Raw genomic sequence first — 13743 nt, 5'->3', positions numbered from 1 at the left:
GGGCTTGTTTGGTAGATGGTTTGGGCAGAATTATGGCTTGTTGGGGGTTATGGGTTGTTTTGTGCTTGTTTTTGTGTTTGGTGGTGTTTTCCCGTTATGGTTTGTTTAGATAAGTTGTTTTTGAGGTTTTCCCGTTTGATGTTATTGTTTTCCCGTTTTTTCCCAGTTTACATTTGTTTTTTGCTGTTTTGTTAAGGCTTGTTTTATGGTTATTTGGACATTTTAGTTGTTAGAAATGGCGTGTTTTGTGTTTGAAGTTGTTTTCCCGTTATGGTTTGTTTAGATAAGTTGTTTTTGAGGTTTTCCCGTTTGATGTTTTTAGAATTTTAGAGCGCAAATAGAGTTTGCACTGAGAAGAAAAACGGGTTTTTCCCACATTGAAATACGCCTTAACGCCGGCCAGCAGTCAACAGACAAGATGTTCCACAAAGGAAGCACCCTATCAATAAGCCAAACTATTTAAATCAAAAAAAATGTATGTGTTTAAGTCAGTTCAGAGAATACGAACAATATCCCACAATATTGCAATATTGTTCACAAATTCCCTGATGTACTAAACACATACGAAAAATAAACAAAAATGAATAGGTCACAGATAATGAAGTTAACTAAATATGACTATTATTACGAAGGCAATGTAATAAGTGTGTGTCAAACATTCAGTGGATTTGAATTATTAATAAATGATGAAACAAAAGATAAAAAAACAAAATATTGGACAGGAGTAGTAACATTAGAAGCATATTTAAAAACTGGAGAAACAGTTAAAGTAATAGCTGAAATGAACCATAGTAACAACAAATATACTGTTTTTGTAGATAGCCTAGAATTAAAAACACAAAAATATAATTATACTAAACCAGTAAAAAACACAGAAATAATAAAAGAAAAAATAATAGAACGACAAGTAATCATGATACGTTGTCCTTACTGTGGAAAACTTAGAGAAGAAACACAATTACAATGTAACAATTGTGGAGGACATAAATCGTGAGTAATGAAACCAAAAAAACAGAGTTATGTTCAGTTACATTTGACTTGTATGCAGCAGATAAGACAACGTAGACCAAAATTAGTTGTCGTTTAATCCATTGACTTTAATGTTGTGTTTTTCAATCATATTTTTTGTTTCTTCGTCAAATATACCCAAACTGCGCTCTTCTAAAGAATTTCTTGCACAAAGATACCGCTTACCCCCTACCGTCTTAATTCTAAAACGCCAACCCTCACGCACAAAATTCAACACCAAACACTCCTTAGACACACCCTCCACTATCTGCGACTTATTTTTCGGCTCATCTAAAGAAGAAGACTCAACGAGTTGTCTGGGCAACTCTACAGACCGCTTGACGTCTTCAAGTTCAAGGCACTGTTGGCCGTCTTTAGGGGTATTGTTTGATTGGTTGTTGAGTAGGTCTATGATTTCTATGGTTGCCATTTCAGGGTGATTAGGTTCAAATCGGGCGGCATTAGCAACTAAAGTGGCGTTCCACTCCCAAAGCTTCTCCCGCAGCTTTTCCTCATCAATTTGGCTGGGTACGATAAAGACTGTTGGAAAGCCCATTTTTCGATTACGCTGATAATTACTCTCCAGTCTATCCCAATGTCTTTGTGGATAGCACTCCACTTCTACAGCAAAGCTGCGTGGGTAATCCCATTGCGTAGGGTCTATGTAGCCCTTAGCACCTTCAACTCTTGCAGCCGGTAGTGTAGGTGTAACATAGAGATCTGCAAGGCTCTCATCGGTTTCGCCATCGTCTATGCGTACGATCCAACCATTTTGCCAATAGATTTTTCGCTGAGCCATAATAACCAGAATATGATTAACCCCACCTGCTTTCTCACCCCGAAATGTAGTGTCCAAAAGACGCTTAGCTCGCCTATCCGTTAGATCTAACCGCCACAATCGTGTACGCACCTCTTTGGCACGTAGCTCTTTTTTGCCATACGCAAAGGTCTCTTCGCGTAGTTGGCGTACGGTTTCTTCTTTAACACTTAGCCAAGCATCACGTTTGTTGTTATCCACTGCGAGGTTTTTTAGTGCATTTGCAAACCCCGTCTCGGTGAGCACATAGGGCTTAGGTTTGGTTGGGTCATACAAAAGCTGTTTTTGCAAGGTTTCCTCATCGATTGAACCACCATTTAATCGGATGGTAAGCAGGATTACCCATTCAGCGGGTGTGACTGTCCAATCTAAAAATGTTTTTTGTACTGATTGGTTTTTGACTTGTCCCATCAGCTCATCTACATCAACTTGTTGGCCATATTTTTTAAGACTATAACGAATCACATCCTCTGGATTGTTAGGGCCTATTTTGTAGTCAAGAGTTTCTAGAACTTGGTATTCGCGGTTGCCTTTGAAGGGGGTGGAGACAAAAAACAGGTAACGAGGCAAATTCATCAAAGTTTGGTAGCCATAGGTTTTGGGATAAAATTTCTCAAGTGCTCTAGCAGTATCCTCCCCAACCCTAAACGATACAATGGTTTCACAGGTCTGTACAATGGCATCTTGTATGTCTCGGCGGTACTGGGTTAGGTATTGGCTTGCAAGGGTCATAAAGACCTTAAACTTTCGAAGCGACTGCAACACCTCAGGAATACTCTTAGTAGTATAACGGTAAGCTTCATCCACATACACAAAAAAGGGGTTGCGATCCACCTCAGGAGTATCTTCCCTTGACATACCAGCATTATACACCGCCGAGAGGATTAGGCTACCCAAAAAATTGGCGATATCAGTGGTGACTTTGCCTTCAGGCAAATCCACAATAACAATCTTACGCTCATCCATAACCACCCGAAAATCAACACCACTCTTCTCCGCCATAAACATAGGCACAATAATACGCTCCTGCACAAGACGGTAAAGCTTAGTTAGAACAGCAACGGACGCATCTTTGGGCATCTTATCATACTGTTTTTCCCAAAACACCTTAACATTACGATCCCTACATTTAGCAGTGAGCATATCTCGGAATTCTTGGTCAGAGAGGATATTGTAGAGGTCAGGCAGTTTAGCGTGTTCCTTCTCCATGAGTAGGTATAGAGCGTTTAGTAAAATCATGTCAAGACGTGGTCCCCACCAACGCTCATACAACTTCTCCAAAGTATCCATAAACATCCTAGCAACCACATCCCTCTCGTAGGGGTCGTGATGTTCTAAGAAATTTATTTGCAAAACACGATTATCGTATTTGTCTTCAAAAGCCGACCAAGGGTTGATGTATATTACTTGATCCCATTTTTCAGGCGGAATATGTGATAAAACAAGTTGCGTAAGATCACTATGAGAGTCTAAAACCATAAACCCCTCCCCATGATCGATATGCTGTTTTATCATAGAGAGCAGAAAACGTGTTTTGCCCGAACCTGGAAAGCCCATAACTAAAGAGTGAATACGATCTGAGGCATAGATACCACGTTTTAATTTTTTACCGATAACAGGATCAACTTCCGCATCAATGCCTAACACGTGAAGTCTTGTCTTTACCATTTTTTGGTCTATGTTCTTATTACTCAAAATAGAATCACCTACTGGAAGTAATGTCTGTACTTTTAAAAAACAGAAAATGAGAGGAGAGTTTTCACCTATAGGGAGATAAGGCTATTGTTTGAATTTGCGTAAAAACATCAGGTGTCGTCAGGTTTTTCCACAGCTTTAAAGAAGTATCAACCATGGTGTCGCATTTAGAAACCACCTTTGTTCGACGAGTAAAACGCCCAAGATGATGCCTTGTGTTACTATTATCCTGCTCAATAACAACAGTATGCGCCTTACCAATGATGTGACGTTCTTTAGGCAACACTTTAGCAAATGCATCCCAATCATCAGTATAAAAAATACAGAGAGTGTTTACTCATGTATAGTTGTAGTGGCATTCTGGTTTTTGTAAGTCGGTAAAAAGGCGAAAATTAGGGTGAAATGCGAGTTTGTCCCTCAGAAAGAAACACTAACCGTAGCAAAATCGCGAAAAACGACGCCATGTATCTATAGGTACACACTCCCTGTTTCTTTAGGTGAGGTTTAAGTTTAGTTTTTTTAAAGTACGACGAATTGTTTCTCTGCTCATATTGGGTTCAATTTCTAGAGTTATTTTGTTTGTGAGACTTCTAACGGTCCATCTGGCGTATCCTTCGGGTGGTTTGCCGCATGCAGTGGCGATTATATGGGCTTCTATTTCTCCTGTGACAATTGGTTTTTTATTTGGTTCTTTGGGTGTTTTAAATTGCAGTGTGGTTTGTAGTCCTTGTGTGTGGTGTTGTTTTAGGGTGTTGTATATTGTTGGCGGGGTGACGCCTATGCGTTGTGCGATTGTTATTTGTGTTTGTGGTTTGCCTGCGTTTGTATCTAGAGCAAGCAGTATTTGAGCTCGTTTTTTAAATGTTGGGGATGTAGTTTTGTCGTTAACAATCTTTTGTACAAATTCACGCTCACTTTCTGTCAGCGCAACAACATATTTTGTTTTCATCAATTAACCTCTCCGATGCTACATCAAGGTTAATTGCATAACTAATATTTAATTGTGTCAGACCACTAGGTTGCTTTTTTTGAGGAACTATCTAATTTTTTAATTATAAGTATTAGTCCGCCTATCAATTGTAATTCAATACCTACCCCCAAAGAAATCACAGCACCATCTGATGAACTGGAGCCTACCACCGAAAAAACAAACAGTGAACCAAACAGTATGAACGAAAGTGCAACCACCAATAGCACCAAATTCAATATTGCAAACTTGTATTTATTAATAGACATTTTTTCACCTTTTAAATACGTTTAACTGTTAATCTGTTTTTTAAATTAATTCCCAATTTTAATAAAAAAGCGGTGGGAACACCGCCATGTTCTGTTTGAGGTAAATTGTTATTGCCGTAGCTTTTGTCAATACGGTTTGATAAAGACTGCATCGACGTTTATGTATGAGGGGTATCCCGAATATTCATGATATGCAATTATTGCGACATTTACGATACTGGTTACATATCCGCAGTCAATAAAGCCGGCTCCATTTGGTGTATATAGATTTGTATGCAGAACCTCAGTCCAAACTCCCGCAGTATTGGTAACAAATACTCTCAGAACCCCGCCATTAGCCGAGGGCGAATATCCATAAAGACGAAGATAGCCACTTACCGGAGTGTTTGCCATCTTTACAATCAGAGTTGCTCCGTTAGTGTAGCTACCTGAATAAAGATTGGCATATTTAAGGTCGATTTTTTTCTCCAGTACATTCCCCGCATTACTGACATATCCGCCGCCGCCGGTGTTGTAAGCATCGACAAGAGATTGCGCGTAGCTCGTTATTTTTGGAGAATCATTGAAGGTATAAGTAAGCTTTTGAGAAAACTCTTCGACTATACCCCCAGGTATGGAACCATCAGACAAGACAATACGATAGGTAATGGTAAATTTATATTCTCCGGGCATATCGGGGTCGCAGTGTAACGAAAAGCGGTATTGATAACCACGCTCCTTCGGTGTGAGTGATCCGATACCACCTATGACATACTTTGTATATGCAGAGTTGCCGCTGAAGCCATTAGTAACCGTATAACCATCTGAAGGGCCGCCTCCCCAAAGTGTTTGTCCGATGGCTATCGTCGCGCCTATACCTGCTGGAGCCGCATATTGAATTAGGGAAGCAATAGTTGACATAGCGCCACCGAGCGCAGTAGGCCATTGAGTACCGGTATCGCAAGGGGTAAGTAAGTGCGCATTACTTCCAAAGTCTAAAGCACCCATAGGGTTTCCATCAGGTTTTGTCCCTGTGACAGAAATCTTCATTTCCGTAATGTACATGGTGTCTATGCATTTTACCACTAGTGCAGGATAGTACTGTGGGTCGTTTCCGCCTTGTTTAGCATCGTAGGTTACTGTGGCACCGTATTTACCAAGCACATATGAGCCAGCCATAATCTGTCCGGTTATAATCGGTTCTGTTTCAAAGCGGGTAATGGGCGGTTCGGTAGGGCGCGGCGTATCGTTCCCGGCGTTAGACGTTTTACTGTCGTTTGTAGAGGACAAAATTGAGTCGGTATCTGTGCCGCTAACACCGCTAATTAAAAATAACGATGCCAGCAGAATAGTTACAAGACAAACGCTCATTAATTTTGTTGTTTCAACCATATATTTTCAACACTTTTTAGTTGTCTAATCTGCCATTCTATAAGGCAAGATTACATCAAGGCAAACACCACCTCGACAATAACCTATACGCAAAGTAATTATTAAAAGTGATGTAACAAATCTCATAGCTTGCGTCACGCATATGGTTACAGTTTGGCGACTGCTATGCATCATTTGCCTGCAGAGATGGTCAGGTGTAGCACCTTTTGCACACGTTGTGCAATTATCCAACTTATGGATATAGTGTAGAGTGCAAGTGTTGCGTTGAATAATGCGGCAAATGGCAGAGAGGCAATTGTGGCGGCTTGATTAAGTGCATAGCCTATGGGGGGGACTTGGGGTAAGGCAAAATAGAGTATAACTGACATGAATGCCACACGCGCTAAGACACCTAGACCTGTTGCAATTAGGAGACACTTGCCGCCGGCATAGATGTTGGCTTGAGGATTTTTGCAACAGTATATCTTTTTGCCGATAGCTACCGCAACATATATGCCAATTTGCATGGCTAATGTGGCGAGTAAATTGTATAGAGGACCTGTGGGCATTACGCCGGGAAAGATAACGAAAAGAACACCTGTGTTTAACAGAGACACCGTTATGCCGGCTAAGGGGCTAACTATCAGAAAAGCTATGACTATGGGTATTTCCCATATTTGATATACTAACCCTTGCATGAATGGATAAGGAAGAGCGATATGTGTAAGGGTTGGGTTTAGCACAATTGCTAAAGCGGCGAAGAGGATAGTTATGGCAAGTTTTTTAGTGTTCAAGTTATTGTTTCTCTGTGTTCAACGCTTATTTGTTACAGGAATTAAACTAAATAAAGATAATGTACTTAAATAAACTGTGCAAATGGCAATCCATAACCCATAAAGAGATGGCACAAGCTATAAAAACTATAAATGAAAATCACAAAGGTTGAGAGCACGTATTTATGAAGCGTGTTGCGGCGTATTGCAGGGTTTCGACAGAGGCGGACGACCAATTAAACAGCTTAGATAATCAAAAAGGTATTTTGGAAAATATATCGAAAATAATATTGAGTGGGAATTTTGCGGATTATATGTTGATGAGGGTATAAGCGGCACGAGTGTTGAGAAGCGGGCGGGATTTCAAAAAATGGTTGCCGATGCGGAAAACAAAAAGTTTGATTTGTTGCTCACAAAAGAAATTCACGCTTTGCGAGAAATACACTGGACAGCATATTTTATACACGCAAGTTGAAGGCGGTTGGGGTTGGCGTGGTATTTATGAACCAGACTGCGCAAGAACGAAGATAATTTCCTGTGTGCTGGAGTGAATTTTTAGATAAATTTACATCTTTTTTCAGGGGCACTCAAAAATCACCCAAAAAAGATAGAAAAGCCAAAACAACAGCTATCGGCTAAATATTGCCGCTAAACGTGCCCCATCAGTCACAAAAATATTGAAAACCCGACGAAAATTATAGCCAAAAAAGACAAAGCAGCCTCAGCCGTAACCTTCACCAAACCCCGACACAAAAACTGCCTAAACCCCCAAACCGATTTCACCACACCAAACGGATGGTGCGCGATATCGCTCGATACGTCAATTGTCCAAAACTGGACTGAGGCTCCTAACAACACCTCAAGGACAACAACTAACCCAAGACCCAAAGGTCAAAGGGACAAAAGCATGTTGCAAAACCAGAGCATACACAAGACTGCCAATATGTATGGCTCTAAAGTCCTGCACAATATGGTCAAAGCTAAACTGCCTAAAATCCAATCTCCAGGGAAAAAATTGGGGTTCGATAGATACACAGTCTAAAACTCTATCTTCACAGCATACCCATGTAGGCATCCGACATGAAAAAGTTAGGACTGTGAACCACTTGACAACGAGTCAAGGCAAGGAGATGAATAGATGACCCAAGTTGTGCTATCGTTGCGTATCGAGAAACATTGGACTGCCTAAAGGGCGAGAGCCCCATGGTAGCGGAGCTTCAATATGTACCCAACGTAACCATTGTAATGATGGTTGCACAAGCAGGCTGTAATGTGTACTGCTGACCTGCGCACTGCAGGTAGGGGAAGTGAAGCAGGTAACCAAAATGCCAAATCTGGAAGTACGCGAGATGCGAAACACTGAAAAGATTTTGAGCATTATTAGTGAACGAGGAAAAAACAAAAAACCACTGGAAAGAATCTACCGCCTACTCTACAACCCCCAACTATATTTTACTGCCTACCAAAACATATATGCCAACAAAGGCGCGATGACCAAAGGAGCTGACGAGGAAACTGCAGATGGTATGTCGATTAAAAAGATCATACACATAATTGCGAGACTAAGAACTGAAACTTACCGCTGGACACCTGTTAGACGAACATATGTGAAGAAAAGAAATGGAAAACTCCGACCTCTGGGTCTGCCGACATGGTCAGACAAACTATTGCAAGAGGTGATGCGGCTAATTCTTGATGCCTACTACGACTGTCAATTCAGTAAATACTCTCATGGATTTAGAACAGACAAAGGATGCAAAACAGCACTAGAAGCACTAACATACAAAGGCGGATGGAATGGCATTAAATGGTTCGTTGAAGGTGATATTTCGAACTGTTTTGGAAGCCTTGACCATCAAATACTTATGAATATACTCAGAAAAAACATTGCCGATAATCGATTTCTAAGGTTAATAGAGAATTTTCTAAAGAGCGGATATTTGGAAAACTGGAAATACAACAAAACCCTAAGCGGATGTCCACAAGGCTCAATTTTAGGTGGTGTCCTAAGTTAAGTGAAATGGCAGGTCTCTTTTGAAGAACCAAAAGTTTATGATCAAACCGACGACTATTTTGTGCATAACGAGCGATTTTGAAAAACGAATACCTTTTCTAACTAATCTGCTGCACCAGGTACGCAGAGACAGGTGTTTACGTTCAATACGCTGTGTATTTCTCTTACCCACATCCACAACACTCTCCGTAATACGCATTTTATAGGCAGAATTATTATCACAATAAACAATAGACCTCTTGCGAAACTATCATTTTTTCGAAGTTACAGATGCCGCAAATCAAGTTAAACCTTAAACCAAAGCGTTTTCTGCGGTTACGATATCTGTCAGATACGATTTTAAACCGCTTTATTAAACTGATCACCTGCTCATTTAAAACTCGTTCACTTGAAACCTTGCGATTAAACACTTTGTCAAATTTAGTTAACGATCTTTTCTTACTCCTCTTTATTGGAATTATCGAGTTAGCATGAAACTTGGTAATTCCAAGATATCCTGTGTCCACAACTGCCTTAATTTTAGAATCCATTCTTAACCTTGACTCCTTAAACAGCCTAAAATCATGGCACCTACCATTAGCAAAAGAGGTACAGATAATTTGGCCATCGGCTTTGTTTACAACCACTTGAGTTTTTATGGTGTGTCTCTTTTTCTTCCCGCTGTAGTACCGTTTTTGCCCCTTTTTGGACGCTCAATCGGCGACTCCGTTGCATCAACCAAAACCACCTCATACTCAGTATCACTCTTTAGCAGTGCTTTACGTCCGGGCAACGAAAACGTGCCATCCCTAACCAAAGTATCCTCCACCCAGCGTATTATGCGGTAAATGTTGCTTTCATCAATTTGATAACTTGCAGCAATATGCGCATATGTTCGATATTCACGAATATACTCCAAAGATGCAAGCAACTGCTCTTCTAAAGGCAACTTGGGCCTACGACCACCTTGCACATGTTTGAGAACAAAACTTCGGCGCAATATTTCCAACATCTTTTCAAAAGTGGTACGCTTAACACCAGTTATCCGACGAAACTCTTCATCCGAATAACTTTTCAGTGTTTCATACTTCATCCAACCACAACAATCACAGAAAACATCAATTACACTTATTTCAGTTTCGCAAGAAGTCTAATACTTACTCTAAAAGGAGCCAGCAAACAGCGTAATTCATCAAGATGTTTGTGTTCTCTTGTGCCAAAACAATATGCTAAAGGAATACCGGTATTGTGATCTATTGCCCACCAGAGCCAGCATTGATGAGATTTATCCGAAACAAACGACCACATCTCATCCATCTCCACTTCAGCCACCAAAGCCTGATTAGAGCAGACAATTTTAACCTCAATACCGCGGCATTTCATGCTGTGTATATAGTTATAATTTACTTGCCAGGGCCATTGTTGTGTTTTTTTAAAATAGCTGTAACGGTGTCTTTAGAAATACCCAATATGCGTCCTGTAGCACGTGTTCCGGTGCCATTTACAGACATTTTTAGAACTTGATTGCGGACTTCTGGAAGATAGGCTTTGTGGGTATATTGTTCTATAAAATTGCGATGTTTACATTTAGAATTATTGCAATTATAAACTTGTTTTCCTGTTTTATTGTGTCCATTTTTTGAGACTTTGTCACTACCACAAAAAGGGCACAATACGTTTACAACTTTTGATACCATGTGAATGCTGACCTGATTAAAAACAACCACCCCTTTACACATTAAAATACTTTATGACACGACCGAAAAATATGGAAAAACCTTCGAGCCGCGAAATTTACGCCGTATGATACAATTTGCAAAAACATTCTCAAACCAAGAGATTGTGTCGACACTGTCGACACAATTAAGCTGGTCACACATCATAGAAATATTACCGCTAAAAACCCAAGAAGCAAGACTATACTACGCAAACTAAGCCGCCATTAGACAATTAGGTATTCGTGAATTGCGTCAACAGATAGCACGCAAAGCATACGAACGCCGAGAAATAGCAAACATTGAACTATCAAAAGACTCTACTGTGCCGTTTAATGTTTTTAAGGATCCGTATTTGCTTGATTTGTTTGGGTTAAAAGAGAATTTTGTTGAAGCAGACTTAGAGAAGACCATTCTTGTGGAGCTTGAAGCGTTTTTGTTAGAGTTTGGGCACGGGTTTACTTTTGTTGAGCGTCAAAAACGCATGATTATTGATGATGAAGATATTGTTTTGGATCTGCTTTTCTACCACCGTATACTGAAAAGACTTGTAGCGGTTGAGTTAAAGCTTGGGGTGTTTAAGGCCGCTTACAAGGGGCAGATGGAGCTGTATTTGAAGTGGTTGGATAGGTATGAGCGTAAAGAGGGTGAAGAAACTCCTATAGGAATTATCTTATGCGCGTCTGCAAGTCGGGAAAAGGTTGAGCTTTTGGAAATGGATAAAGCAGGTATAGCGGTTGCAGAATACTGGACTCATCTGCCGCCAAAAGCAGAGTTTGAAACAAAAATCAAAACAATACTAATAGAAGCAAAAGAACGTCTGGAACGCCGAAGAGCATTCCCACAAAGAGAAAAACCAAAACAACTGGAATACTTCTACGAATCAAAAGACGATAACACAGAAGACCACTAAACATAGCCCATAATACTTTAACTGCTCAAGGTCTCATTTAACTACAAAACAAACAAGCGCGCCTACAATAACCACTCAGAGTGTCGTCTATCCTCTCGATAACACTTCAGCGCAATAACTTTTTATGGACTACTTGAGATAGGCTAATGCAGAGAGAGGTTTGTAGTGGCTTTAACGTTAAAAGGGGTTTGCTGGTGAAATCAGTATTTATCTCATATAAGTGGATGCAAAAAGATTTTGCAGACCAACTTGAGAATGAAATCTCTCCTTGTGCGAAAGTGATTCGTGACAAAACCACTCTTGAGCCGTGGGACAATCTGACTGACTTTATGAAGCGTATTCGTAGTGAAGATTTTGCGGTATTGCTTATTTCTGATGAATATTTAAAATCAACCAATTGTATGTATGAAGTATCTCAACTCATGAAGGATGATGATTGGCATTCTAAAGTTTTTTTTGTAGTTTTTGATAATGCAAAAAAAATATACAACATATCAACCCGAGGTGACTATTTAACATATTGGGACGATAAATGCAGAGAAATGGAATCGAAGATTAAGCAACCATTTGAGAGCAGAGTCGGGGAAGTAGAAGAGTTACAGAAAATCAAGGATATTCTTATCCAAATCGGAATTTTCCTTAAAAAAATTAGCGATAGTAAAAATCCAAAACCCGATGAAGCAATCAAGGAAATATTGAAACGACTTAAACGCTACAAAGATCCTGATGGTGGTCAACCGTTAAACAATCTTCCTCAAAAGAACCTATACTTTACAGGTCGGGAGGATCAGCTCGAGGGGGTACAAAAGGCGTTTGATGAGGCTGTGCATGTGAGGCGGGTTATTAGTGGTTTGGGGGGTGTGGGTAAGACTCAAACGGTATTGGAGTATGCTCATAGACATTTAGATGAATATGACGATGGGGTTTGGTGGTTAAATGCTGAAAGTGAACTGGAACTGATGAATTGTTGCAGGGAGATTTTGATAAAAGTTGGTGCAATTGACAAAGCGAATGTGGACGATTTAAAACCTGTTGAGTTACTTAATCGTTGGCAGTCTTGGTTGGGTGAGCATAGGCAACGGTTGCTTATTTTTGATAATGTTGAGAGGGGTCTGTTTGTAGAGCGGTATATGTCAAAAGAGTATTTTGGTCGTGTGCTTTTGACTACGCGTGATGCGAATTGGGGCGGTGAGCCCACCTTGAGTTTACCTTTGATGTTGGAATCAGACGCTAGGGAGTTTTTATTAAAGCGTACTGGGCGGAAAGATAGGTGTGATGCTTGGGGTGGGGTGGATGGTGTTGCGGAGCGGCTTGGTTATTTGCCGCTTGCGCTTGAGCAGGCTGCAGCGTATATGCGAAATGCAGGATTATCTTTTAGTGATTATTTGGCTCGATTGAGTAAATATGGGCTTATGCCTTTGAAGAAAGATTATGCGAAGCCTGATGAGGTGTATTACAAAAAAGTTGTGGCGACTACTTGGCAGGTTTCGTTTGATTCAATTGAAAAGAATGAATTAGTTCACAAATTATTCAGTGTATGCGCGTATGCTAATTCGGACAATATACCCCTTGATGTTTTTATGAACCATCGTAGTGTAATGCCTGATGTTTTGAGTGGTTTGTTGTTGGATGATTTAAATGTTGATGAGGCGGTTGTTTTGTTGCGGCAATTTTCCCTTATTGAACGTGATGTGGCAGATAGTTATTTAATTAGTATTCATCGGTTGGTGCAGGAGGTTGTTCGTGATGCGCTTAGAGAAAAGTCGGATACTTCTTACTTGGATTGTTGTTTTAAAGTTTTAGATGGTGCTGTTCCAAAAGAGTATGGTAGTGAACGGGCATCACGTATTTTATTTGAACGGGTCGCAAAACATGCTGAGACATCAACGGGCTACTATGAAAATACACACTCAGATAATATTGACAAGAGACTTGATGCTGCAAAGACGTATGGGTGCATAGGGTATGGTTACAGTGAGATGGCCCATTTTAGTGCCGCTTTAGAGTTGTATAAAAAATCTTTGAGTATTTATGAGAAAGTACTTGGCAAGGATCGCCCTGACACAGCAACCACCTATAACAGCCTTGCAGGCGCCTACCACGGTCAGGGGAATTATGCGGAAGCCTTAGTGTGGTTTGAAAAAGCTCTAACTATTCGTGAGAAGGTATTAGGTAAAAATCATCCCGACACAGCAACCACATACGACAACCTTGCAGGCGCCTATTATGGCCAAGGGAATTAT

Annotated in this window: 14 protein-coding genes and 1 pseudogene; 6 read left to right on the top strand and 9 right to left on the bottom strand. The window is 40.3% G+C overall.

Annotated features, from left to right (window positions below; genetic code table 11):
* The first annotated feature begins 598 nt into the window (after positions 1 to 598).
* A complete protein-coding gene (locus FWF39_RS09860; protein ID WP_343383271.1) occupies positions 599 to 994 on the top strand; it encodes a hypothetical protein in 396 nt (131 codons plus the stop codon).
* Positions 995 to 1072: 78 nt separating this feature from the next.
* Here FWF39_RS09860 and FWF39_RS09855 read toward each other — a convergent pair whose 3' ends face one another.
* The 5 genes from FWF39_RS09855 to FWF39_RS09835 all read right to left on the bottom strand — a co-directional run bounded on the left by FWF39_RS09855 (position 1073) and on the right by FWF39_RS09835 (position 6900).
* Complete coding sequence (locus FWF39_RS09855) at positions 1073 to 3520, bottom strand: type IV secretory system conjugative DNA transfer family protein (RefSeq protein ID WP_343383270.1); 2448 nt, start codon at positions 3518 to 3520, stop codon at positions 1073 to 1075.
* A gap of 493 nt (positions 3521 to 4013) precedes the next feature.
* Positions 4014 to 4469 carry a helix-turn-helix domain-containing protein gene (locus FWF39_RS09850; RefSeq protein WP_343383269.1) on the bottom strand — a complete coding sequence of 152 codons (456 nt, stop codon included), beginning with the start codon at positions 4467 to 4469 and terminating at the stop codon, positions 4014 to 4016.
* 65 nt (positions 4470 to 4534) lie between these two features.
* Positions 4535 to 4756 carry a hypothetical protein gene (locus FWF39_RS09845; protein WP_343383268.1) on the bottom strand — a complete coding sequence of 74 codons (222 nt, stop codon included), beginning with the start codon at positions 4754 to 4756 and terminating at the stop codon, positions 4535 to 4537.
* Between the two features lie 126 nt (positions 4757 to 4882).
* Positions 4883 to 6127, bottom strand: coding sequence for a hypothetical protein (locus FWF39_RS09840; RefSeq protein WP_343383267.1), 1245 nt, complete (start codon positions 6125 to 6127; stop codon positions 4883 to 4885).
* 170 nt (positions 6128 to 6297) lie between these two features.
* On the bottom strand, positions 6298 to 6900 hold the full coding sequence (locus FWF39_RS09835; protein WP_343383266.1) for a hypothetical protein: 603 nt from the start codon (positions 6898 to 6900) through the stop codon (positions 6298 to 6300).
* Between the two features lie 256 nt (positions 6901 to 7156).
* Here FWF39_RS09835 and FWF39_RS09830 point away from each other — a divergent pair, with 256 nt between their 5' ends.
* Both FWF39_RS09830 and FWF39_RS09825 read left to right on the top strand, forming a co-directional pair.
* Positions 7157 to 7354, top strand: a complete 198-nt coding sequence (locus FWF39_RS09830; RefSeq protein WP_343383274.1) for a recombinase family protein — start codon at positions 7157 to 7159, stop codon at positions 7352 to 7354.
* Positions 7355 to 8228: 874 nt separating this feature from the next.
* Positions 8229 to 8891 (top strand): annotated as a pseudogene (locus tag FWF39_RS09825) (reverse transcriptase/maturase family protein); the annotation flags it as partial.
* On the opposite strand, the gene FWF39_RS09820 reads toward FWF39_RS09825, so the two are convergent.
* The 4 genes from FWF39_RS09820 to FWF39_RS09805 form a co-directional block, all read right to left on the bottom strand.
* Positions 8886 to 9125: an IS1 family transposase gene (locus FWF39_RS09820; RefSeq protein ID WP_343383273.1), complete on the bottom strand. Its 240-nt coding sequence runs from the start codon at positions 9123 to 9125 to the stop codon at positions 8886 to 8888. The pseudogene FWF39_RS09825 and the gene FWF39_RS09820 sit on opposite strands and share 6 nt — an antisense overlap.
* Positions 9112 to 9965 (bottom strand): IS5 family transposase gene (locus FWF39_RS09815; RefSeq protein ID WP_343383265.1). Its coding sequence is split into 2 segments (ribosomal slippage): positions 9112 to 9572 and positions 9572 to 9965, totalling 855 coding nucleotides; the frame shifts between segments, so codons are not numbered across the junction. The genes FWF39_RS09820 and FWF39_RS09815 overlap by 14 nt, the downstream gene beginning before the upstream one ends.
* A gap of 35 nt (positions 9966 to 10000) precedes the next feature.
* Complete coding sequence (locus tag FWF39_RS09810; RefSeq protein ID WP_343383264.1) at positions 10001 to 10255, bottom strand: IS1 family transposase; 255 nt, start codon at positions 10253 to 10255, stop codon at positions 10001 to 10003.
* A 20-nt stretch (positions 10256 to 10275) separates the two neighbouring features.
* Positions 10276 to 10569 (bottom strand): IS1-like element transposase, encoded by a 294-nt coding sequence (locus FWF39_RS09805; RefSeq protein WP_343383263.1) that lies wholly within the window; start codon positions 10567 to 10569, stop codon positions 10276 to 10278.
* 40 nt (positions 10570 to 10609) lie between these two features.
* Between FWF39_RS09805 and FWF39_RS09800 the strand changes: the two genes are divergently transcribed.
* From FWF39_RS09800 to FWF39_RS09790, 3 genes are all read left to right on the top strand, one after another.
* Complete coding sequence (locus FWF39_RS09800) at positions 10610 to 10807, top strand: DUF1016 N-terminal domain-containing protein (RefSeq protein ID WP_343383272.1); 198 nt, start codon at positions 10610 to 10612, stop codon at positions 10805 to 10807.
* 30 nt (positions 10808 to 10837) lie between these two features.
* Positions 10838 to 11500: a PDDEXK nuclease domain-containing protein gene (locus FWF39_RS09795; RefSeq protein ID WP_343383262.1), complete on the top strand. Its 663-nt coding sequence runs from the start codon at positions 10838 to 10840 to the stop codon at positions 11498 to 11500.
* A 194-nt stretch (positions 11501 to 11694) separates the two neighbouring features.
* Positions 11695 to 13743 (top strand): tetratricopeptide repeat protein (locus FWF39_RS09790; RefSeq protein ID WP_343383261.1); only part of this gene is annotated, 2049 nt, incomplete at its 3' end.

Source organism: Candidatus Bathycorpusculum sp. (genome assembly GCF_009778815.1).
In the GTDB taxonomy this organism is placed as follows: Archaea; Thermoproteota; Bathyarchaeia; order Bathyarchaeales; family Bathycorpusculaceae; genus Bathycorpusculum; species Bathycorpusculum hydrogenotrophicum.
The sequence above is the reverse complement of the archived record's forward strand: the minus strand, read 5'-3'. Positions and strand labels throughout refer to the sequence as shown.

Bases quoted from the DNA above. Each gene is read 5' to 3' on its own strand.
- FWF39_RS09860 (WP_343383271.1), top strand. From the start codon at position 599: ATGAAGTTAACTAAATATGACTATTATTACGAAGGCAATGTAATAAGT.
- FWF39_RS09850 (WP_343383269.1), bottom strand. From the start codon at position 4,469: ATGAAAACAAAATATGTTGTTGCGCTGACAGAAAGTGAGCGTGAATTT.
- FWF39_RS09845 (WP_343383268.1), bottom strand. From the start codon at position 4,756: ATGTCTATTAATAAATACAAGTTTGCAATATTGAATTTGGTGCTATTG.
- FWF39_RS09840 (WP_343383267.1), bottom strand. From the start codon at position 6,127: ATGGTTGAAACAACAAAATTAATGAGCGTTTGTCTTGTAACTATTCTG.
- FWF39_RS09810 (WP_343383264.1), bottom strand. From the start codon at position 10,255: ATGAAATGCCGCGGTATTGAGGTTAAAATTGTCTGCTCTAATCAGGCT.
- FWF39_RS09805 (WP_343383263.1), bottom strand. From the start codon at position 10,569: ATGGTATCAAAAGTTGTAAACGTATTGTGCCCTTTTTGTGGTAGTGAC.